Genomic DNA, 22545 nt, shown 5'->3' with positions numbered 1-22545 from the left:
CGGAAGGCGCGATGGACCGGTTCGACGCGATGGCCGTGCTGCTCGCCGTCGTGGAGGAGGGCAGCCTCTCGGCGGGCGCGCGCCGCCTGCGCCTGCCGCTCACCACCGTCAGCCGGAAGGTCTCGGACCTCGAGCGGCACCTGCGCGCGCGCCTGCTGACCCGCACCAGCCGGCGCGTCGACCTCACGGAGGCAGGACACGCCTACGTGGCAGCCGCCCGGCGCATCCTCGAGCAGGTGCGGGAGGCCGAGCGCGCCGCCACGGGGGAGTACAGCGTGCCGCGCGGCGACCTGTCGGCCACCGCACCCGTGGTCTTCGGCCGGCGTCACCTGGTCCCGATCGTCACCGACTTTCTCGTCGCGTATCCGGAGATCGCGGTCCGGCTGCTGCTGATCGACCGCAGCGTGAACCTCGTCGAGGACCATATCGACGTCGCGCTGCGCATCGGCCCGCTCGCCGACAGCGCCTTGGTGGCGACCCGGGTCGGCTTGGTCCGCCGCGTCGTCTGCGCCAGCCCCGAGTACCTGGCGCGGCGCGGCACGCCCGCTGCTCCGGAGGATCTCGCGGCCCACGACCTCGTCACCTTCGAGGGTTTCCCGGCCACGACCGACTGGCGGTTCCGGCGCGGGGCCACGCCACTCTCGATCCCGATCCGCCCCCGTCTGGCGGTGAACGCGGCGGAGGCCGCCGTCGACGCCGCGCGCGCCGGCCTCGGGGTCACCCGGGTGCTCTCCTACCAAGCGGCGGACGAGATCCGGTCCGGGGCGCTGCGGGTGCTGCTGGAAGCCTACGAGCCCGCACCGCTGCCGGTCAGCTTCGTGCATCCGGAGCGCGGCCAGCTGCCGCTCAAGGTCCGTGCCTTCCTCGACTGGGCGATCCCACGCATGCGGGCCCGCATGGCTGCGCTGTAGCCTGAGCCGGCATCCTTCCATTTTCCGGGAGAAAGCTTCCCGGGCAAGCCGCCTTCTTCCGAGATCAGGGCGGGTCTACCTCAGACCGCGAGGCCGGAACACGCAGCACACGACCTCGGCACAGCCCGACGTCGCCGTGACCGGGCCAGGAGGAGAGACCCGATGAGACGCCTGATCGCCCCCGCCCTGCTCGCCGCAACCGCGCTCGTCTCTGCGGCCCGGGCCGCCGAGCCCGCTCACGCCCCGGTTTCGTCCGTCTCACGGGCGAGCATCACCCACTACCGCACCGCCACCGTGGACGGCGTGACCGTGTTCTACCGCGAGGCCGGGCCGCAGGACGCGCCGGTCGTGCTCCTGCTGCACGGCTTCCCGACCTCCTCGCACATGTTCCGCAACCTGATCCCGCTCCTGGCCGACCGCTACCGCGTGATCGCGCCGGATTACCCGGGTTTCGGCCAGAGCGACGCGCCGGGTCACGAGGCTTTCGCCTACACCTTCGCCCACTATGCCGAGATCGTGGACGGCCTGCTCGGTCAGCTCGGCGCGACGCGCTACGCGATGTACGTGATGGATTACGGCGCGCCGGTCGGCTACCGCCTCGCGCTCAAGCATCCCGAGCGGGTCAGCGCGCTGGTCGTGCAGAATGGCAACGCCTACGAGGAGGGGCTGAAGGAGTTCTGGGATCCGATCAAGGCCTACTGGGCGGAGCCGTCGGCCAAGAACCGCGAGGCGCTCGCCGTCCTCGTCCGGCCGGAGACGACGAAGTTCCAGTATGTCGACGGCGTCGCGGATGTCTCGCGCATCGACCCGGACAACTGGGTCCACGACCAGGCCCTGCTCGACCGCCCCGGGAACACGGACATCCAGCTCGACCTGTTCCGCGACTACGGCAGCAACGTGCCGCTCTACCCGGCCTTTCAGGCCTTCTTCCGGGAGCGCAGGCCCCCGACGCTGATCGTCTGGGGCAAGAACGACAAGATCTTCCCGGCCGAGGGCGCTCACCCCTACCGGCGCGACCTGCCGGACGCCGAGATGCACCTCTTCGACACCGGCCACTTCGCGCTGGAGGACAAGCTCGACGAGATGGGTCCGCTGATCCGCGGCTTCCTCGATCGCACCCTGGCGCAGCGCTGAGGCGCCCTCTGCCCCCTATCCATGTCCGGCCCGGGGCCGCGCAGTCCCGGCCGTCTCCTCAGGAGACGATCATGAGACGCCGCTTCTTCGATCTCGCCTTCACCCCGTCCGTGCAGGCGGAGCAAACCCGCCGCGGTTCGCGCGCAGCCTACGCGTCGGCGGCCGGCGGCGCGCGGGCCGAGGCGGACGTGCTCACCGACTTGGAAGCCGCCTTCATCGCCGAGCGCGACAGCTTCTACCTCGCCAGCGTCTCTGAGACCGGCTGGCCCTACGTTCAGCACCGCGGTGGGCCGGCCGGGTTCGTGCGCCGGCTCGACGCGCGGACGATCGGCTGGGCGGAGTTCGCGGGCAACCGCCAGTACGTTTCGGCCGGCAACACCGCTGCCGATGACCGGGTGTCGCTGTTCTTCATGGACTACCCCCATCGGCGGCGTCTGAAGCTGCTCGGGCACCTGCGCGCCCACGAGCCCGATGAGCGCCCGGACCTGGCGGAGCGGCTCGCGGTTCCGGGCTATCGGGCGCGGGTGGAGGGTCTGGTCACCGTCGCGGTCGAGGCGTTCGACTGGAACTGCCCGCAGCACATCACCCCGCGCTTCACCGCCGCCGAGATCGAGGCCGCCGTGGCACCGTTGCACGCGCGCATCGCCGAGCTTGAGGCGCGCCTGGGCGCACGGGCGCCTCAGACAGCCGGCTGAATGTGGGATTGCCCCGTTTCCGTGGCTGTTGCTCACTTTGCGTGGATGAGGCGGCGAGGATCATGCGGCGTTTGAGGAGATCCAGACCCGCTCGTCCGTAGCTCTGACGCTTGATCAGCTTGAGCCGAGTGATCTGGCCCTCGGCCTGTCCGCTGCTCCACGGCTCGATCGGGGCAGCCCGGACCGCCGCGCCGTCTCGGTCCAGGCCTGAGGCGACCGTCGCGATCGCTGGGGGCGGTGGCAGGCTGGGTCGAGGCAGCAGAACCGTCTCACCTCGATGCGCAGAGCCGTCCGGGATGCCGGCAGCGGCAGGTCGGCGGGACGGCGATGGCAGCGGCTGTGGACGGACCGGCTGGTACGGCCGCAATCCGGGCCGCGCCGGCTCGCCGCGTTCAGGCGCACCGGGATGACGAGGCGGTCCCGGTGGCGTTCGACGACGCGCTCGAAGCGGCATTCGGGGATGGCGAAGGGGATGGGCATGCCACCCACGATGGGGTGGGCGGGGCAGGCCATCACCGGGCCGAGTCAATCCACCGCCGTCCACGCAAAGCGAGCAAGAGCCACGGAAACGGGACGATCCCATACCCAAACGCCGCGCCGTCGAGACACTTACCCGGACAGCTAGGCCTTTGATCGACGAGACGCTTTGGAGCTCCCCTTCTCGGAGTCCGAACCGGGCGATCGAACCTTAAGGTCGTGTTTGGACAACGAGCGCTTTGCCCTGGGACGGTACTCAGGGCGGTAGGCGAGCCACTCCAAGATTTTATCCAGCAATTTCATCGCGCGTTCACTATCGTCGTAAATTGGCAGACCATGTAGCCCAACGGCCCAACCGCGGGAGGCGGAATGATGCGCCAGCGGAGCATACTGGTCGGGTCACCCATGCTGGCCAATGCGGTCGGCGCATGCGATCACGTCAGCCCCCACCGGAATGCCGCCGAGGAGCTGCTGGAGTGGCTCCTCTTGGAGTATGGCTCGCGAGCCTGCAGTCCTGCAAATCTCGGCTGACAACTAACGCCAAGGTCCGAGTGCCGGGTACTTCCAACGAGCCCATCCTGCTACGTCAAGTGTTATACTGAGAACCAATATTCCGCACAGGTTGTCAATCCCGCCTTGCCTGGAGCCGCTTCCATGAATGGCTTCTGTTATGTTCTGCAAATCGGACGTGACGGATCCATAGGAAAACTAATGTGACGAGCTCGCCAGCAGCCATCCCTAACACAGATGCCGCCAGCCTTCCCGAGAATAGTAGCACAAAAACAACGCAGGATCCAGTGATCGCCCCGGCGAAAATGCGGATCACGTTTGATCGATCACGCAGGCCGGCTTTCATCGATCGCATTGGGACGCCAAATGCTTCGATCTCTGGCGTGCAGGCCGACCAAAAGGCCGACGGTCACGATTTCCGCGACAAGTACACCAAGCGTGGAAAGCGGCGGCCCCAACGTGAGAACCAGCAGGGGAACGAAAATGACAATGATTGTCCCGCCGACGATTGCCGGCCAGGCCGCGTCGACAAATCTTGACTTGGCCTGCGTGCCAGTTTGCATGAACAAATTGACGTTCGACACGGAAGTCGTGAGCCAGGCCAATGTCACGATCAGACCCATGGCCTGGTCGGGAAAGCGCCGCTCGAACAGGAGCGAGCGCAGCGTCTGCCAGCCAAAGAAAAGAGCAAAGCCGTACGCCATGAACACGAAAACCAAAATGCCGACGGCCTTGGCTAATAACTTACCGGCGGATCTGTGTTCGCCAAGCGCGTTGGACCGCGACAGCTCGGGCCTCATGACATTGGCGATGGCCATACCGAAGGTGCGTATGGGGCTCATCAACACGAAACCGGCCGCCAATGGCGCGAACGCGGCCGGCCCGGCCAGCATGGTCACGAACGTCATCTGTCCTTGTTGTATGACAGTCGAAGCAGCAATTCCAGCAAGCGACCAGCGGACATGCGGCCACAGTTTCAAGAAGCGGGCGAAAGTGCGCCTATGAAGACGCACACGGATTCTCTTGCGGCGTCCGACCAGATTGATGACGATGCCGACGCCATTCGCGGCGCAAACCAAAGCCAGAGTTATTGCAAGGGTTAGTTTCTCTCCATGCAACTGATACAAAAAAGCCAGCGAGCCGAGACCCACCGCCGCGTAGGATACGTCCGAGACGACCCCGCTCAGGGCGGCGTGTTGGCCGAACCGGGCAAAATTAGCAGCCTTGGTATATACGCGGAGCGGCCAAAGGCCGACGAGGCAACCTGCAAGTGCGGCGGCTTCCATATCGTGTATGGAGAATCCGGCGCCGACCGCAACCGCCGCCGCAATCACCGTGGAGGCCAGAAGGGCCAGCGATCCCATTGTGACCTCGAGGGAAATCGCGGCGTTGCGTCTGGCGCGCGGGAGGAAGACGGTCACCGGAACCGCGAACACGGCATTGATGCCGGTGATCGCAATAGCACCGACTGTGAATATGATTGCGAACACGCCGTAGTTATACGCGGAGAGGGCTCGAATAAGCGCAATATTCAAAATGAAATGAAATGCGCTCTGTGCGCCCTCGCCCAAGGCCGTCAGAGCGTAGGCACGCGGCACACGATCTGGCAGGGTTTTGCCACGCCTCTCCGTCGTCCCGCCTTCCTTAGTGCTCTTGGACATAGAAGAAAACCTCGATTCTCGAACCGATTTTGATCGGAAAAGGCTGTCCTGCTGCTGGACGGCAAAAACGACGACGAAGAGAAAACAAATAAAGGCTGCGGGCAGTGATAACTTAGCGGCGTGTGTATGCGCAAAGGAGGCCAGATCACGCCGTCGCCATTTCCGTCCCCGTCGGATGTTTCAGCGTTGGTTCGCACTCAGTCGAGCTTGGCCCTCCTCAAAGCCTCGATTAAGCCTAACGTCTTCAGGCCCTGATGGCAGGGGATATTCAGGAGTGTGCGCCGCAACAGCCTCGCCTGCGAGGTGGGGTCGACCACTTCGGGTGGCAAGGCGGTCCAGCCCTCTGCGCGGACCCCGACGGCGCGGAGCGCATCGTACGCAGCGGACGCCCGCTCCGGTGAGTCGAGTCGGAAGACCGATCGGAGAGGCCCTGGCGCCGGCGTCGCAATCAGCGGCTGCCACCCTGGACGGCCTTTGAAAAAGTCCCTGATCGCTGCGTCGTTTTCCTGCCGCATGCGGCGCGCTTCCAGCATGTTGACACACGGAAGCGTCATGCTTGCGATAGGCGAAGCCTTCGGACGCGACGGCATCGGCCGCGAGCTCACATCGAGGAAGAAATCGCCCGGACGTCCTCGGCAGAACCCTTTGGGATCAACGTGCGCGACTTTTCGCATGGCGATGTCTTTTGCCCAGCCCAGACCAGGCGAATGCGCGGACCCCAGCTTGTCGACACTCCTCTGGATCGCAGCGGCCCACCCGACGGCGCGGGGGCGGATCACAAAGATTGCGCCGTTCGGCGCCTCGAAAAACTTCCAGGGACTGTAGAAGACGAAGTCGCCGACCTCGCCAATGCCTTTCGCGGGGCCGAGGGCGTGGGCCGCGTCTTCGACCAGAAGGGCTCCCGTGGCGTCGCAGACAGACCGCGCCTGCTCACCGTCTGAGGGATGTCCAAAAAAATGAACCAGAAAGAAAAGCTTCGGTCCCGGGCCTGCGATGTCGATGCGGTTCCATTCCGGACGAGCCCAGGAGTCTACCGGATAGAACCGCAATTCCACTTGGCGCTGGCGCATCGGCCAAAGCGCTTGATCGCAGAAGTATTCCGGCAGCCAAGCGGTGACCGGGCGTTCGTTCGCTTCGGTAAGCGCGTCGACCAGCGCCGCCATTCCCCAGGAACTGCGTGATAACCAGATGGGCTTGTCTCCAAAACGCATCCAGGGCTGAGCGGCCTGCACGTCGAGTCGCAGGCGGCCCTTGCGGGCGATCGAGAGAGCCGATCGCAAAGTCGGCTCAGGTGCGGTGTGAATCCAACCTGGCATTCCTGTCCTCAGGGCTGTAACGAGATTGGCCCGACGGGCGCTTCGGCGAGGGCGGCAAGCGGGAAGGCGAACGGCACAGGGCGACCTCACGAAGCTGGAAGGTCGCCTCCATACAGCCGCTACGTTGCCCTGCCGCCGCTCACGTCCAGCCTGCTACGGCAGAACTGAATGGCCCTGCTCGCTTGGCAAAGGCCAGCTTCGACGTTCGGTCGATGGCGACGACGAGGTAGAGCTTGCCTTCTTCGGTCCTAACTTCGGCGATATCGATGTGGAAGTAGCCGATGGCGGAATCGGCAAAGCGCTTCTTCTTGGGCTTGCCGCCTTCCACGTCTGGTAGGCGGCTGATGCCGTGGCGCCCCAGACATCGGTGCAGGCTGCTACGGGTCAGGTGTGGGATAGTCGGCTGCAGCCCGTGGAGGCAGTCGTCCAGCGGCAACAGAGTATGCCGCCGGAAGGCGACGACGATGGCCTCTTCCTCTGGCGTGAGGACGGTGGAGCGCGGCGCCTTGGGGCCCATGGCGGCGTCCGCCGTCGTCTGCCGAGCGCGCCACTTCTGCACTGTCGTCGGGCTGACGCCGTAGCGCTTGGCCGCCGCTCTCACACTCTCTTGACGTAGCTGGATTGCGCGACGGACCGCCTCCGTCGTGCGGGCGCGGCCGTGGAGAGCTTGGCCCATAGCGAATCCCTTGCAGCATGGTAGTCAACCGTACCACCACACTGCGGGATCATACACCTCATCCGCTCGGTAGGTCCATTTCGAAAACAACCCGCTGGGTCGCTGTCTTGTAAGCGATCGAACGGAATATTTGTAAGAAACCAAACACAATCGGGAGCTCCGCACTCGCACCACCGGCGAAATATGAAAGGCGCTTGCACAGAGCAGGTACGGGGTCTATAAATGTCAGTGGGTGCCTTTCGAATATGTGAGACTCGACGAGCTGATGCGCGCACTTTTCCTGACCGGAGGAGGGCCGCATGATTGCTGATCGGTCGTGAGGACTCTCCGACGCGGGGCGTAGGGACGTCGACGCCCTGCCACGAACCAATGCCTGCTGCCAGGACCGGCCAGCTTTTGTCCATTGGGCATCCGCGGCGTAACACCGTTGCGTGCGACTTCAAGACCTTCAACCAGCGCACTTGCAGTTCATCTCGTGACGGGTCGAGCCGGGTCGGCGTGGCTGCCTCCGCGGAGATCTTAGCCCGATGGCATGGCGCAGGAGAAATCTGTAACCAAGTTTCGGTGTGGAGTCTCAAGCGAGAACCGGGCTCCTGAAGCCAGCTTTTTGCATAATTATCATGCGTAATGCATGCGAATGCAGCTGGCTTGAGTGCCTGAAGGCAAGCCGCGGGAGCAGGACGTATGCCCGTAGAGCGCGATTCCTCAGTCGTGATCGTCGGCGCCGGGCCGTATGGCCTTTCGATATCTGCTCATCTGACCGAGGCCAGGATCCCACATCGCATCTTCGGCGCGCCGATGAGCACGTGGCGAAGCGGTATGCCAACAGGCATGTTGCTGAAGTCTCATGGCCTCGCCTCCAACTTGTCGGACCCGGGCCGCGCCTACTCGCTTTCGGCTTACTGCCGGGAACAAGGTATTTACTACGACGATCACGAATGGAGCGTGCCGGTCGAGGTTTTCGCCGCGTACGGCGAGGCTTTCCACGAACGTCTCGTTCCTCATCTCGAACAGGTGACCGTCCGCAGTGTCAGGCGCGCCAGCTCCGGATTTGACATCACGCTCGCCGATTCGCGGCCGTTGTTCGCCACCCACATCGTCCTGGCGACGGGCCTTCAGCCTTTCGCCCATCTTCCACCCGAGTTCGCCACTCTGCCGGAAGGCCTCGTAAGCCACAGCTGCGACGCCGCGAACCTAACACACTTCGCGGGTCGACACGTCGCCGTGATTGGCGGCGGAGCTTCCGCCGTGGATGTCGCCGCGAGCCTGCACCGAGCTGGAGCGCGCGCCACCATCATCGCTCGACGCAACTCGCTGCGCTTCTATCCGCCTCGTGCGCAGCGCCGCTTCGATTGGTTGCGCGCGCCTCCTACACCGTTGGGCCCGGGATGGAAAAAATTCCTGTGCTCGTACGCCCCGCTGCTGTTCAGGCAGCTGCCCTCCCGCCTGCGCATCGATCTCGTCCGTCGTCACCTTGGTCCAACACCGGCCTGGTCCGTCAAGGAAATCATCGATGCGCATGTCCGCGTGATCAGCGGCGCCCGGGTCGAGCAGGTCCGAGCTGAGCGCAACTGTGTCCAGCTGACGGTCGTCGCGAACGCTGAGCGCCAGCTCATCGAAGCTGACCACGTCATCGCAGCAACAGGTTATCGCGTGAGCCTCGATCGCCTCAACTACCTTGATTCATGCCTGCGTTCTGAAATCCGCTGCCTGGAGGGATCTCCCGTGCTCTCCGCTCGTTTCGAAACGAGTGTGCCAGGACTGTTTATCGTCGGAACACCCGCAGCTGTGACCTTCGGGCCGTTGCTGCGCTTCGTCTGTGGAACTGAATTCACCGCGCGTCGCCTCACTGGCGCGTTCCGCGGCTTGGAACGTAACTTCGCCGTTGGTGCCACCGCGCGGGCGACGACGTCACCCGGTCCGACCCATCCGAGGCTGACGGACGTCATCGCCTCGGGCCGCCTCGCGGCGAGGATCGCCCCCGGTGGTGCCGCGCCCACCCTCGCTCGCGACCCGGACAGTTCCGCTGTTCGGTCCTCTCCGGATCGTAGGCCGAGGCAGAGCCACCTCGACGCAAGGCCATACCTCGGCACTGACCGTTCTGATCGCCCCGAGGCAATCTCGCCCGGAGACAGCTTAAACGATGGCGGGGCGGAAGCGAACGACCATGGCACATACGAGCTGCCATGCTGCGTCGGGAGCGCCCCCCATTCGTCTCAATCCCTGCAGCGCTGGAACGAGCCAGGAGTCACGTCAATCGAGGCTGCCGGCGGGGGCCAAAGTGGATCTGCTCTTCCTACAACCAGCACAACCTGAATGCCGGCCGCGGAATTGCTGTAGTTAGTTGTCCGTTCCAGATATCTGAGGCCCGCGTCAGAGATTTTTGCGATGCGTGGAGAGGTATCATGGCTGCAATGCAGCTCCTCGGTGTCAATGTCACCAGCGGCGACACCGGCCGTCTGCCCGGAGTGGCAGGCGTGGACTACGTTTACCCGACTCGGTGGGATATCGACTATATATCCTCAAAAGGAATGAATGTCATACGACTGCCTGTTTTCTGGGAACGCCTTCAACACGTCCCGTTCGGCGCCCTGGACGAGGCGGAGATGGCACATATCGATGACCTCGTCAGCTATGCGACATCCAAAGGGATTTCCGTCGTCTTCGACCTTCACAATTTCGGGTTCGGCTATGGCTACCCCGTGGGCGGGCCCATCACAACGGACAGCACCTTGGCTGATTTTTGGGGCAGGATCGCGAAGCGTTACGTGTCAAACTCAGGGATTATATTTGGACTTATGAATGAGCCGCAAGCTCAGCCAGCATCAGACTGGATCCGGTCCGTGAATTCAGCGATTCAGGCAATCCGGAGCGCTGGTGCGACGCAGGAGATCCTGGTTCCGGGCGCCTACGGTGACAGCGCACTGTCCTGGAGTTCTACGGACAACGCCACCGTAGTTGGGACAGGAGTGAATGACCCATTACACAATTTTGCTTTCGAAGTCCACATGTATTTCGACACGAACAGCTGGGGCACGGAACCTGGCGCGATCTCTGCGACGATTGGGTCCGAGCGCCTCGCGGCCGTCACCGCGTGGGCGGAGGCGAACAACGCGCAGCTGTTCCTTGGCGAGTTCGGTGTTGGAACAGATCAGACGAGTCTGGCGGCGCTTGACAATGCGCTTTCCTACATGGAGCAGCACGCACATGTTTGGCAGGGCGGTACGTACTGGGTCGCCGGTCCGCAGCTGCCCCACCCATTTTACTCCGTCGAGCCGCCGAACCCAGCCGCACATATGTTGGCCGAGAATGGCAGCTTCACGTTCATGGTAAATGACTCGTCAGCGCTGGGCCAGCGCAATATACTCACACTGGATATCTCTGAAGATGAATATCAGGGCGATGCAGTGTTCAGCGTGTCAGTCGACGGTGTGCAGATGGGTGGCATTCTAACCGCACACGCGTCTCACTCGAGCTTGCAGAGCGAGACATTCTCGTTTGTTGGCGATTGGGGTATCGGGCAGCACGCGGTGACCGTCAATTTTCTGAACGATCTTTATGGTGGTGCGTCGACCGTAGATCGCAATCTCTACATTAATTACGCCAGTTACGATAGCGTTCCCGTGACCGGATACGATCAGCCGCAAATTGATATCCTCCAAGAACACCGCGAGGAAGAACACCGCGAGGAGGTTCCATTCCCGACCGTCTCAGCAGCGTCTTACACCGACATCAGGCCTGGTGATGACACCTTGCTTCTTGAGATTTCCGAAGATGCCTGGCTGGGCAGTGCTCAGTACACGATCGCCGTTGATGGCCAGCAGATCGGTGGCAAAATGACAGCTACAGCTTCGCACGGCACCGGGCAGTCTGATGTACTGCTAATAAATGGTGACTGGAGCGCCGGCGTCCATAAAGTTAGCATTGACTTTCTGAATGACAATTACGGCGGCACGCCGGCAGCCGACCGAAATCTGTATCTCAACGGAGCGACCTACAACGGGACTGGAATTCCAGGTAGCCGACTCACGCTGTTTTCGAGCGGGTCGCAAGAATTTACTTTCATGGAGTTGTGACGACTTGGCCGTGCTACCGGTCCGGGCGCCGCGGAGCGCAGCTGGTTCGAAGGGCCACCTTACCTGCAACGTCCGCTGCGAGCCGGTCGGCTGCATTCTGACGTGACCGGGCAACGGCAATCGGCGGCAGCGGTGGCAAGATCCGCGGAACGTCGCCCCTCCTTCACCGCGTTACAATACGTGGTGAACCTTGAGCCGACTGGATCAGCGCGCGAGCCAAGAGATCACCGCGCGAGCCAAGACCATCCCCGGCATGTCGCGCACCACGACAAGAGCAATCACCTGATTCCGTCATCGCGCTCGCCGCACACGAGATGCAGGAACAACCAAATTCTCACAGCGACGATATCTCTCCGGGATTGACTCCTGGGACATCGCGCGAAACAATATCACTGCACATGCGATCTCTCGGCTTGCGCGAGCTTGTCGATGCGCTTCCGTGGTAATGGGATAAACATGTACGGAGCGAGCGCCGGCAAGCGCGACGCGCAATATAGCGGCGGCCGGTTCGTTGCTTCTCGAACGAGAAGGGCGAGGTCCGTTGCTGCGTTCGTCGTTCTCATCGCCGGTTGGCTCTGCGGCGATCGGACTGACCAGCACAGCTTTGCAAACAGTCCACCGGGCCAGGCTGACGGCAGGGAGTATGAACTGAGGCGTGCCGGTCAAATGTGGGACGCCGCGAAGTTCGGGTCTGGAACCGTACGGGGATTCGGCGTCGGCCGTCTCTCTGACACGGACTTATACGATCTGGCGGGCACCGGCGCAAATGTTGTGAGAAAGTTTCTCAATTTGCATCGGGCCGTGAAATCCGATGAGTACGTCGTGGACGCGCAGCAACTGGTTGAGTTGGACCGATTGGTCACGTTTGCCTTGAATCACAAATTCAAAGTTGTTGTTACTTTCGAGCCGTTACCCAACCAATTTGCTCAGGAGTTTTGGGATAATTCGTCTTTGAAGGATAGCATCGTTGATGCTTGGCGACAGATAGCGAAGCGCTACGAGCACAGTCCCGCGATTGCCGCGTACGACCTCATCAATGAGCCGATCACCAAACGTCCCTGGGACGACGGCGGCCAGGAGGAGTGGCTGAATTTTGCGACGAAGATAGTTGCGGCCATTCGCGAGATAGATCCCAAGCGGGTAGTCGTATTTGAGCCCTCGCCGGGCGGATTGCCGTTTGGGTTCTCTGCGGTGCATCGGCTCATACCGTTCAGCAATATTGTGTACAGTGCGCATGTGTACCAGCCGCACCAGCTCACACATCAAGGTTTATACTCGTACAAGATGCCTTATTCCTATCCAGGAATTTGGAACAAGTCAGATCTGTTCGCTCTTCTTGCCCCAGTGAAGGATTTCGCGAAACGGCATGACGTCAATATATACATTGGGGAATTCAGCGCAGTCCGTTGGGCTCCGGGCTGTTCGGCGGAGAGATACGTTTCTGACGCCATGTCAATATTTGAGGCTGAGAAATGGTCGTGGAGTTATCACGCCTGGCGTGAGTACCAGGGCTGGGACCTGGAACTTCCAGAAAGTTGGTTTCGGCGCTTTCCATACAAGGACGCAAAGCCGCAAGGCTTTGAGACGGCCGATCAGTCGAAAGTGAGAGTCGAAACGAACATTTATCGAATGATACTGCAAAAATTTCTGCAAAATACGCCATAACCAGCAACATATTGCGGATTGTACCGCCCGGTGTAGTCTGCGCATTGTAAAATCAGTGAAGTTCGATCGAGTTTCGCGTTGGCCCGCCGACTGGCGCTGGACGCAACATGCCACGAGCCTGGTCAGGTGGCCCGCGCGGATCTGCCGGCAGCTTAACGCCGGGGGCGCGGGACTGGCGGGAAGATCGCATTCGCGCGAGCGGTTGAACCTGCTGTGAGCGGGCGTTGGATCCTCCTCACTTGTGGGCCTGCAATTTTCCCCACCCTCCCGGCCGCCCCTGAGCCTCCTGTTTGAGGCGGGATGCCCGCGCGGCGGCCGTCTCACCGAAGCTGGTCCCCGTGGCGGGAGGGAGCGGCGCGGTGGTCAGCCTCGGGGAACTCATGACGATCCTGGACCTCCACCGGCAGGGCCTCTCGGTCACCGCCATCGCCCGCCAGCTCGGCCTCGACCGCAAGACCGTCGCCAAGTACATCGCCCGCGGCCTCGAGCCGCCCGTCTACGGACCGCGATCCCCCCGCGCGCGGGCCACCGACGCCTTCCTGCCCTACCTGCGCGAGCGCCTGGCCGCCTACCCGCAGCTTACGGCCGTCCGTCTCTGGCGCGAGTTGAAGGAGCGCGGCTTCGCAGGGGCCTACACCGCCGTGAAGCGAGCCGTGGCCCTGCTTCGCCCCTCAGCTCCTCTGCCTATCGAGCGCCGCTTCGAGACCCCGCCGGGCGAGCAGGCCCAGGTCGACCTCGCCCGCTTCGAGGTCGTCTTCGCCGACGAGCCGGGCGTGACCCGCATCGTCTGGCTGTTCGCGATGGTGCTGGGCCACTCGCGCTATCTCTGGGCCCGCTTCGTCGTCCACCAGGATCTGCAGACGGTCCTGCGCTGCCACATCGCCGCCTTCCAGGCCCTTGGAGGCGCCCCGCGCGAGATCCTCTACGACCGCATGAAGACCGCCGTGATCGGCGAGGATCCCGACGGCTTGGTCATCTATAACCGCAGCCTTCTCGATCTCGCGCGCCACTACGGGTTCCTGCCGCGCGCCTGCCGTCCCTACCGGGCCAAGACCAAGGGCAAGGTCGAGCGCCCGTTCCGCTACCTGCGCGAGGACTTCTTCCTCGCCCGCTCGTTCCGCAACCTCGACGACCTGAACGACCAGCTGCGGCACTGGCTCGACACCGTGGCCAACGCCCGCCGGCACGCCACGACCAAGCGGATCGTCGCCGACGCCTTCGCGGAGGAGCGCAGCCAGCTGCGGGCGCTGCCGCCCGTGCCCTACGAAGCCGTGCTCAGCCTGGAGCGGCGCGTCACCCACGAGGGCTTCGTCTCGGTGGCGGGCAATCTCTACAGCGTGCCCGACACCACCCGCCGCCGCGCCCTGGAGGTGCACGTGCTGGCCGATCAGATCCGCATCTACGAGGCGGGTGAGCTCGTTGCCTGCCACCTGCCCCTGGAAGGGCGTGGGCTGACGCAGGTCGATCCAGCCCATCGGCGGCCGCGATCTCCCCCGCCCGAGCCACGAGACCCTGCCGAGCCGGTGGTCGTCAGGCGCGCCGGCGACCAGGTCGCGCGTCGCCCGCTGGCCATCTACGACGCCGTAGCCCGCCAACTCGCGGGAGCCGGCGTGCCCAGGACCGACCGGGGAGACGCGGCATGAGCGGAACTGGCGAGCTGATCCCCCCACTGGTCGAGCGGATCAAGGCCACGCTGGTAGGGCTGAAGATGCCGCGCGCCCTGGAGATCGTCGACACCACCGTGCGGCGGCTGGAGCGCGGCGAACTCAGCGCGCTGGAGGCGGTCGATGCCCTGCTGAGCGAGGAGCTGAGCCTACGCGAGAGCCGGCGGGTGAAGACCGCGCTGGTGATGGCGCGGCTCTCGACGGTCAAGACGCTGTCGGGCTTCGACTTCGCCTTCCAGCCCTCGCTCGACCGCACCCGCATCCTGGCCCTGGCCGAGCTGGGCTTCGTGGACCGCTGCGAGGTGCTGCACTTCCTCGGCCCGCCCGGCACCGGCAAGAGCCACTTGGCGGTGGCCCTCGGGGTCGAGGCGGTGAAGGCGGGCCGCAGCGTGTACTTCACCACCCTGGCCGACCTTGTGGGAACGCTGGCGCGGGCCGAGCGGGAAGGAACGTTGCGCGAGAAGATCCGCTACTTCTGCCGGCCGGCGCTGCTGATCGTGGACGAGATCGGCTACCTGCCGGTGGTGCCGGGCGGGGGCAACCTGTTCTTCCAGCTCGTCAACGCGCGCTACGAGCGGGGCGCGATGGTCCTGACCTCGAACCGCGGCTTTGCAGAGTGGGGGGAGGTGTTCGGCGATCCGGTGGTGGCGACCGCGCTGCTGGACCGGTTGCTTCACCACGCCGTGGTGGTGCAGATCGAGGGCTCAAGCTACCGGCTGCGCCAGCACACCGCGCTCATGCCCGAGCACATCCGCTCGAAGGCAGCCCTGCAGGCTCCGCCGCTCGCCCCGCCTCCGCGTCGGCGCGGACGCCCGCCCAAGAATGGAGGTGCTCACCTCGGCATCGCCTGACCGCCGAGCCCGCCGATCTGAGGAAAATTGCGCGCCCGAAATTGCGGAAGGTTCGAAGCCCGTTGACACGTATTCGGCTGCGAAGTCCGCGGTCTGCTCCCGCGCCCGCCCGACGCGCAACGCCTCGTGTTGCGCCTCGGGGCGGATCGTGATCGCCCGGCGTGCCGTGCTCGCGCGTGTGCACTGCGGCCGGAGCGGGCACGCTCGGCAGTCGCTGACCGCGAACTTGATCTTGATCACCGGCGTCGTGCCGCGGGCGAGCGCCGGCGTCCAGCTCTGGCTTCGCTTGCCGGCTGGACACGTTGCCCGCTGCTCAACGAAGTCGATGGCGAAGTCCCGTGCGGCGAACCCAGCGCCGGCCTGCGCCTGCCACTGCCGGTCGCCGCGCGTCGGGCCGACCAGGTCGACCCCGTAGCGTTCCTGGGCGTCGACGAACAGCGCCGCATTCACAAAGCCGGTGTCGGCGATGTGGGTCTTGGGCAGCAGGCCCCGTGCAGCGAGCGCCGCATGGATGGTCGAAGTCGTGGCGTCGTCCGATACCGCGGCGGTCGTCGTCTCGACGTTGGTGATCAGGTTCGGGGTGCCCTCGTCGCACGTCTCGGTCAGGTGCACCTTGTAGCCGCTCCACACCGTCGCGCCCTTGCTCGCGTAGCGCGCCTCCACGTCGTAGGGCGAGCCGATGTAGCGACCCGACGTTGGCACCTGATCATTCGTCCGCCACTCGACGCGGGCGCCCTCCGGCCCGTGCTCGACGAGGAAGTTCTGCACCCAGACGCGCCGCAGGGTCTCGAGGGCCGCGGCGTCCCGCACAACCGGCGGCGCGCCGTCCGCTGTGGCGAGAGCCAGCAACGTGAAGCCATCGACGCCGGTCTGCACCGCCCACGCCCGGCGCCCAGTCTGGCTCTTGGGCAGCCGAAACTCGCTCGCTCGGAGCTCGTACCGTTCGGCCCATGTCGGGGTCGTGCACGCGCGCAGCCAGTCGGGCGCCACCGTCGCCAGCGCGTTCAGTGTGTAGCGCAATGTCTCGCCGACGACTTCGAGCCGGCTCATGGTGCGCATCGCCCCGAGGACGTGCGTGGAGTCGCTGCGCTGGCGTCCGCCGCCCTTCAGCAGTCCGCGCTCTCGCGCCAGTTTGAGAGTTGCGTCGAGGAGGCGGCTTTCCGCCCCGTGCGCGAGAAGGCGCGTGCGGAACTCGCTCAGGACAGTGTGGTCGAAGCCGACGTCAGTCAGTTCCAGACACAGCAGGTATTTCCTGTACCTGACGACGAGCCGTGCTTCAGTGCGGCTTGGGCGTCCGGCGATCTGAGGTATTTCCGGTTCGACACAGGCGAAGCTGAGCTACTCCTGTGTCGCGATCGCCGACTGGCACGATCCCGGACGCCCCGTCGCGTTCCTCCGAACAGTCGCTGGGGCTCCGCTCGCGCGGACGCCCGCGTACAGGACAGGATCCGCCATGCTCAGTCCCGGACTGGACGTCTCTCCAGACAATTTCAATCAGATCAAGGCTTTAGCGAGTCCCTGAATACGTCGTGTGTAGCACGCCTGTGTGACACGCGGAATACCCCGCAGTTTGCTTCCGCGTTCTCCTCTCGCACAGCCATTCTGCTGACGACCTGATCACGCCTCATCGCTGGACATGCCAGGCCCCTGACGGGCTCCGAGCCTCCACCGCTAGCCAGGCGGGATGGGGACCGCCGGATCAAGCGCCGAAGGGCATCGGCACTCAAGAGTGGTTCGGGCTGCCGGGCCGCTCAGGATGGGGGAACGGTAAGCATCCAAGCCCCCTGGACGACCGCCTGCTCCAAGGGTCCGGAGAGCAGGCATCCGTCCGCGTTGGCCGCCGGGACGGCGGGAAGCGGTGAGTAAAGGCCGACAGCCCAACCCCGGCCTGCCTGATGAAGGTTTCACCTCCGGCCCCGGCGCCGACGGCCTCCCGCACGGGACGGCGCGCGTGCCTCGCTGCTTCTGCCGGTCACCGGCGAAGCTGTGCCCTGTCGGGCACAATGGCACCTCGGGCCTCCCCTCTAGTGAGGAGACGAGGCAATCTCCAATCTCTCGATCAAGAGAGATCGGCAAAGTTGTCCACCGGCCGGCCACACTGATCCTACCGGTGCGGTCGATACCCATACCCCTAACTATTGGCCGCGCGCTCATGCCGGCAGTATGCCAGCCTCCGTCCATGTTAGATTTAGGCGCAACACACACCCAGGTCTAAGCCATAAATCACCTAATTCTAAGAATTTGCCCGCCGAACGGAATCGATCCGGCATCTCGCTGTTCAGCTAAGTATTTGTTTTAGATCATCTTTTCATAGGGTGTGTAGTCGCTTTAGCCCTTAGCCCCCGCCGCACCTCGCGTCCACCATCCCCGCCAACGCCGCTTCCGCGCCCTGGCATCCAGCGGCCACGAGTCCCGCAGTTCGTCCCGTGCCTTAGCGAGAATCGCCCCCGGTGCGGCAGCCTTATCAATCGCCAGACGTGCCAACGCAGCCGCACGCCGTTCCCTCTCCCTCTCGCGATCTTGGTGCTCGCGCTCCTCCCAACCGAAGGCGACGTGGCGCCAGGCATGGTCCCGCAGCGCCGACAGGAACGTCATCCGCTCCTCGTCGCAGCGACGCTGTGCGCCCTCGCCGATCCCCTCCGACACCCAGAAACGTCGGCCACCCGGCGGAACGGTCCCGATCGATCGTCGCCATCGTGCCAGTACCCGCAATAGATCCAGCACAGCCCCTTCTCGGCCTCGTTCGTCGCGGGCCATGCAATCCGGATCCAAGCCGCGGCAGAGGTACCGCATGTAACGGAAGTGTAGTCGGTGGTGGCGTGCTTCCGGCAAGTTCAACAACCGCCCGACGCGCAGAGTTCGGCTGTCACCGGGTGGCAGATGACCTCGCCGGAAGTTGTCCAACAGCCAACGCCGAACTTCCACGCGCTGCTCGTCCAGGACGTGCAGGAGGATATCCGTCCGGCCACGCGGCGCGAACTCGTGCACGTAGATCCAGTGCCAAGCGCCGCGGCCGCGCAGCTTCATGCTCAATCGCTGGAGCAAGGTGCCGACGATCTCTGCAGCTGTCCTGTCGCCGATCCGTCCCTCCACATGTCGGATCGTCACCCTCATGTTGAACCAGACGCCAAATTCCTGCGCCATGAAGGATGCTGCATCCCAAAGTACACAGGCCTGCGCGTAGGTGAGATGCTCAGCCACCGTTCCCGCACCGATCGCCTTCGCAGGCGTCTGAGCACGCGCACGCCGGGGGCGCTTCATCAAACTATCTGTCGTAACCCCAGGCCCGGCAGCGCCCCGCGCTTCGCTGGGCACGGGCAAAGGGCCGAGGTACCCGTGAAAGCGGCTGATCAGCAACGCTAGGTCTGACGCGCTCGCCTGCCGCGCCGTGCTCGACCGCCACAGCTCCGCCAGCCGTTCAATGAAGCTCGGCACGTCCGTCCGCGCCGCGGCTGCCCTTGCAGTCAACGCCTCCACCAGCACTCGGCGGTCTGTCACGCTCACGCGGTCGTGGATCGCGTGCGATCGCTCGACGCGGTGCACCTCATTGAACAGCAGGTAGACCAGCAGCTCTTCGACCAAGCGGATCTTCCGCTCCGGGGCCGTCACCCATCCTTCCAGCAAGCGCAGCTGTTGCTCCAGTGGACCACCCGTCAGGGCGACCTTCAGATAGGCTGGCACGACGTCGGCGTGATCCAGATCGAGGGCGCGGCGCACGCCGTCATACGTCAGGCTGCCAAAGTCTTTCACCCTCTCCAAGTCGCGGATAAGCCGGCGCGGCGACCCTCGTCCCGTCTCGACCAGCAGCTGCAGCGCGGCCGCCTCCGGCTCCAGGCCTTCGTGGCGGCAGATCTTATTCAGGTATGTCAGCGCATCCTCGTCGGAGATCGGGCGGATCTCGATTCGCAGGCTGCGCGTCAGGACCGCCTCCGGGATCGCCTCTAGGTCCGTCGTCAGCAGCATGAAAACGGTGGTGCTGTTTGGCTCCTCAAGGCGCGACAGCAGCGCATCGAAGGCGGCACCCGTCATGCGGTGCGCTTCATCCAGCGCGAAGATCTTCCGGTACTTGCGGCTTCCAGACGCGCTTGAAGCGCGCACCAGCATACGCGCGTCCTCAAGGCCGCCCTGCGACGCACAGAGGTGCTCGCGGTAGTACGTGTCGTTCTTCGGTTTGAACTCCCGGCAGATGTCACAACTCAGGCACGGCGAGCCGTCCACCGGTGCCCGGCAGTTCAAGGCATTTCCGAGCACGCGGGCTATCGTCGTCTTCCCGCATCCTGACGGTCCGTGCAGCAGCAGGGTCTTAACCTGCCGCTCTCTGACGCGCTCCTTGCACCACGCAACGGCCCCGTCCTGCCCAACGAGGTCGCCAAACACGCGCGGTCGGTACTTCTCATCCCAACCCTTGGGCTCCTGCGTGTCGGGCATTCTCCCCGCATCCCTGGCCTGGCACTCAATCGTCGAGAACGCGTCCGCCTTGTGACGCCCCGCTTCGCCCTTTACTCGGTTCCCTGTGCCACACCCAACCGCGACGAGGGATCAAGATGGACGGCGAGGAGGCAGGGGGCCCCGGCAACGACGTCGAGCCGAACCAGGGGCTGTCCCCGGAGGTCGTGCAGGCCCTGGCACTCCTCAGGCAGCAGAAGACCCAAAAGGCCGCGCTTGCGAAGTCGCTCCAGGCTGTGCTGCTCGAGATCAAGGCTACAGAGACCTTCGTCAGCGATCAGGTCTGCCGGTTCTCCGTCGACAGCCCCCACCTGCAGGCCGCCCTCGTCGCCACCGGTTTCGTGCAGACGAAGGGTCTCGCGAAGGGCGAGCGCCTCACCAACCAGGTAGCCTGTACCATTCGGCCTGAGGCGCTGCGCCTTACGACGCACAGCGCCACCCTGCACTGCACCACTGAAATCCCGCTGGCGCTCTCGCCCGGCATCCCCTTCGTGCAAGACGTAAGCTTCAGGCTGAAACACGCGAAGATGCGCGATGCCTTCGCCCATGCGAAAAAGAATGTCGTTTCGTCGGCTGTGCTCAAGCTCGGCTTCCATCCAGTCGAGCAATACCTCTATGTCTATCTTGAGACCGGCGTCCTCCCGTTCGCGACCGTTCCAGCAGCACCGGACGATCAACCATGGAACGCCGAGTCGTTTTCACCCCCGCAGCCCGTCCGGCCGGACGTCCTCGTTCAGGGCCTAGAGGCGGTGTTCGTCAGTCTTGCTGGTGGTGCCGGCGACCCGCGCTATCAAACGATCGACGTGTCGGGCGGCCGCATGCGGGCGGCGTCTGATGATACATTCTCCGTGTTCGAGCACCCGGCACTGGCGGGGCTGACTATTAAGTTTCACGCCGGCGACGCAACCCAGCTCATCAGCGTGCTCCAGCGCTTTCGGGCGGGTCAGACAACCGTATCGTCCTCCCCCGGCTGGTACCGGTTCGACGACGGTGTGCTTACGCTGTGGGCCAAACGCCCGACTCACGACATTATCCCGGGCATCGACCGAACGCTACGCGAGGCTGAATCGGATGCTCTAGTTCATGCCGCAGTTAATCGGGAGAAGTTGTGGCAAATTCTGACGACGTTCCGCTACTTCCTGCGGGTTCAACACGGTGAACGCCTCGGAGGCGTGGCCTTTCCCAACCCTCCAGTGGCCAGCGCCGTGCTTAACACGCCGGTCAAGATGCTGCTTTCGGCCAAGTCGCAGTTTGAGCCTGACGTCAGACCAGAACTCGCCATCCAAGTCGAGCCCGAAGCTTCACTGCTTGATCCCGCCTTTGTGGCAGCGGCCTCGGAGATGCACCTGATCGACTTCATCCATTTGGAACGGCTGGCACGCTGGTCCTCTAGTGAGACACTCTCACTTCGTCTCGGTGAAGCTGGTCTTATCGTTGCTGATAAATCAGCAGACCGCCAAGTACTCAACCTGCTGCAGACACATAGGCACTGACTCGACGCGCAGACTCAAGCGCTATGGATGTATGTGCATGAAGTGCTGCTTAAGTGCTGTATCAGTCACTATTTAAGTGCTGTATCAGTCACTATATCCACTCATACTCCTCACAACACCGGCGGATCATCCGATCCGCCGGCACGCTGTCTCTCACCGTTCATCCTTGTTCTCACTTGACGTCCCTCTATGGACGTCGGTGCGCCCTCAGCGCCCTAAAGCTCTGACGAATAACGAGCGCTGTGCTCCGAACCCCTGCTGATCACGGATCAGGTCGCGGCCGCTCTCAGGGAGGCAGCAAGACTCCGCTCCTGGCGCATCTCTGCCGCTCAGAGTTGAGAAGCGCTGTGATTCGCGTGTCTGTAAAACGCTGTATGCATAGGGCCAATTTGGCCTGCGTACTCGCTGGTTGCCGAGCTACATCAACGGGACACCCCCTCCTCCGGCGGATCACCTCATCCGCCGCAGAGCACTCCCCGCTACGCCGCCGCCGCTCCCTCTCTCCAGGAGCGCACCTTCCCCCCTGTCGCCGTGCCGGTCCCCACCGCCCCTCCGGCAGACGGCGACCTCCCGGCGATCCAGGCCCGCCGCCTTCATCCTCACTGACGCCCGCAACTTCTGCCCCGCCTGGCTGAAGCTACGGCTGTTCCACACAGACCGAGATCTTCATGTCTCGCAGCTCTTGGAGGCCCCTTCATGCTCGGCAACATCGTCGACCATCGCACCGACCGCACGTGCCCGCAGGTCGATGCCGTGTTCGAACCATCCGCTCACGACAGCGCTCAGCGGCCCGATGGCACATTTCACTTCGACATGGCGGAGCTCGAGCACGCACCGAATGCCTTCCACGTGCTGGAGGCCTACAACACGACCGTGCGCGAAGCTGTCCTGCGTGCCGAGCGGGAATGGTCCTTTGCTGTCACAGTCTTCCTCTATGACCAAGGCAGCCGCCCCGTCGGATGAGAGATCG

The 22545-nt window shown here is 63.9% G+C and carries 14 protein-coding genes and 3 pseudogenes; 10 read left to right on the top strand and 7 right to left on the bottom strand.

The annotated features are described in order from the left end of the window. Positions 1-11: 11 nt before the first annotated feature. The 3 genes from M446_RS07130 (at position 12) to M446_RS07120 (ending at position 2740) form a co-directional block, all read left to right on the top strand. The gene (locus tag M446_RS07130; RefSeq protein WP_012331435.1) at positions 12-911 is read left to right on the top strand and encodes a LysR family transcriptional regulator; all 900 of its coding nucleotides are present in this window, start codon (positions 12-14) and stop codon (positions 909-911) included. Between the two features lie 162 nt (positions 912-1073). After that, on the top strand, positions 1074-2045 hold the full coding sequence (locus tag M446_RS07125) for an alpha/beta fold hydrolase (protein WP_012331434.1): 972 nt from the start codon (positions 1074-1076) through the stop codon (positions 2043-2045). 71 nt (positions 2046-2116) lie between these two features. After that, positions 2117-2740, top strand: a complete 624-nt coding sequence (locus M446_RS07120; protein WP_012331433.1) for a pyridoxamine 5'-phosphate oxidase family protein — start codon at positions 2117-2119, stop codon at positions 2738-2740. On the opposite strand, the pseudogene M446_RS38795 reads toward M446_RS07120, so the two are convergent. The 5 genes and pseudogenes from M446_RS38795 to M446_RS07105 all read right to left on the bottom strand — a co-directional run. Then, positions 2640-2966, bottom strand: a pseudogene (locus M446_RS38795) (hypothetical protein); the annotation flags it as partial. The gene M446_RS07120 and the pseudogene M446_RS38795 sit on opposite strands and share 101 nt — an antisense overlap. Continuing rightward, positions 2855-3220, bottom strand: coding sequence for a transposase family protein (locus M446_RS39650; protein WP_415926903.1), 366 nt, complete (start codon positions 3218-3220; stop codon positions 2855-2857). The gene M446_RS39650 and the pseudogene M446_RS38795, both read right to left, overlap by 112 nt. An 833-nt stretch (positions 3221-4053) precedes the next feature. Further along, positions 4054-5388, bottom strand: a complete 1335-nt coding sequence (locus M446_RS07115; RefSeq protein WP_012331432.1) for a lipopolysaccharide biosynthesis protein — start codon at positions 5386-5388, stop codon at positions 4054-4056. 197 nt (positions 5389-5585) lie between these two features. Continuing rightward, positions 5586-6704 (bottom strand): DegT/DnrJ/EryC1/StrS family aminotransferase, encoded by a 1119-nt coding sequence (locus M446_RS07110; protein ID WP_012331431.1) that lies wholly within the window; start codon positions 6702-6704, stop codon positions 5586-5588. A 181-nt stretch (positions 6705-6885) separates the two neighbouring features. Then, a pseudogene (locus M446_RS07105) lies at positions 6886-7380 on the bottom strand (helix-turn-helix domain-containing protein); the annotation flags it as partial. Between the two features lie 684 nt (positions 7381-8064). Between M446_RS07105 and M446_RS34975 the strand changes: the two are divergent. The 5 genes from M446_RS34975 (at position 8065) to istB (ending at position 15636) form a co-directional block, all read left to right on the top strand. Then, the gene (locus tag M446_RS34975; protein WP_012331429.1) at positions 8065-9696 is read left to right on the top strand and encodes an NAD(P)-binding domain-containing protein; all 1632 of its coding nucleotides are present in this window, start codon (positions 8065-8067) and stop codon (positions 9694-9696) included. Positions 9697-9785: 89 nt separating this feature from the next. Beyond that, positions 9786-11456 (top strand): cellulase family glycosylhydrolase, encoded by a 1671-nt coding sequence (locus M446_RS34970; protein ID WP_012331428.1) that lies wholly within the window; start codon positions 9786-9788, stop codon positions 11454-11456. Positions 11457-11912: 456 nt separating this feature from the next. After that, positions 11913-13121: a glycoside hydrolase family 5 protein gene (locus tag M446_RS34965; protein ID WP_168169141.1), complete on the top strand. Its 1209-nt coding sequence runs from the start codon at positions 11913-11915 to the stop codon at positions 13119-13121. A 359-nt stretch (positions 13122-13480) separates the two neighbouring features. After that, entirely contained in the window at positions 13481-14764 is a 1284-nt protein-coding gene (istA, locus tag M446_RS07090; protein ID WP_012290058.1) for an IS21-like element ISMtsp8 family transposase, read from the top strand. Continuing rightward, a complete protein-coding gene (istB, locus tag M446_RS07085) occupies positions 14761-15636 on the top strand; it encodes an IS21-like element ISMtsp8 family helper ATPase IstB (protein ID WP_012290057.1) in 876 nt (291 codons plus the stop codon). The genes istA and istB overlap by 4 nt, the downstream gene beginning before the upstream one ends. 33 nt (positions 15637-15669) lie before the next feature. Here the strand turns inward: istB and M446_RS34960 are convergent. Further along, positions 15670-16887 (bottom strand): annotated as a pseudogene (locus M446_RS34960) (transposase); the annotation flags it as partial. A 1077-nt stretch (positions 16888-17964) separates the two neighbouring features. Beyond that, complete coding sequence (locus M446_RS07080; protein ID WP_012331425.1) at positions 17965-20064, bottom strand: ATP-binding protein; 2100 nt, start codon at positions 20062-20064, stop codon at positions 17965-17967. A gap of 116 nt (positions 20065-20180) precedes the next feature. Between M446_RS07080 and M446_RS07075 the strand changes: the two genes are divergently transcribed. Together M446_RS07075 and M446_RS07070 are read left to right on the top strand one after the other, a co-directional pair. Next, complete coding sequence (locus tag M446_RS07075) at positions 20181-21575, top strand: hypothetical protein (RefSeq protein ID WP_012331424.1); 1395 nt, start codon at positions 20181-20183, stop codon at positions 21573-21575. 696 nt (positions 21576-22271) lie between these two features. Then, positions 22272-22538, top strand: coding sequence for a hypothetical protein (locus M446_RS07070; protein ID WP_012331423.1), 267 nt, complete (start codon positions 22272-22274; stop codon positions 22536-22538). Positions 22539-22545 lie beyond the last annotated feature (7 nt).

It is taken from the genome of Methylobacterium sp. 4-46 (assembly GCF_000019365.1).
In the GTDB taxonomy this organism is placed as follows: Bacteria; Pseudomonadota; Alphaproteobacteria; order Rhizobiales; family Beijerinckiaceae; genus Methylobacterium.
The sequence above is the reverse complement of the archived record's forward strand: the minus strand, read 5'-3'. Positions and strand labels throughout refer to the sequence as shown.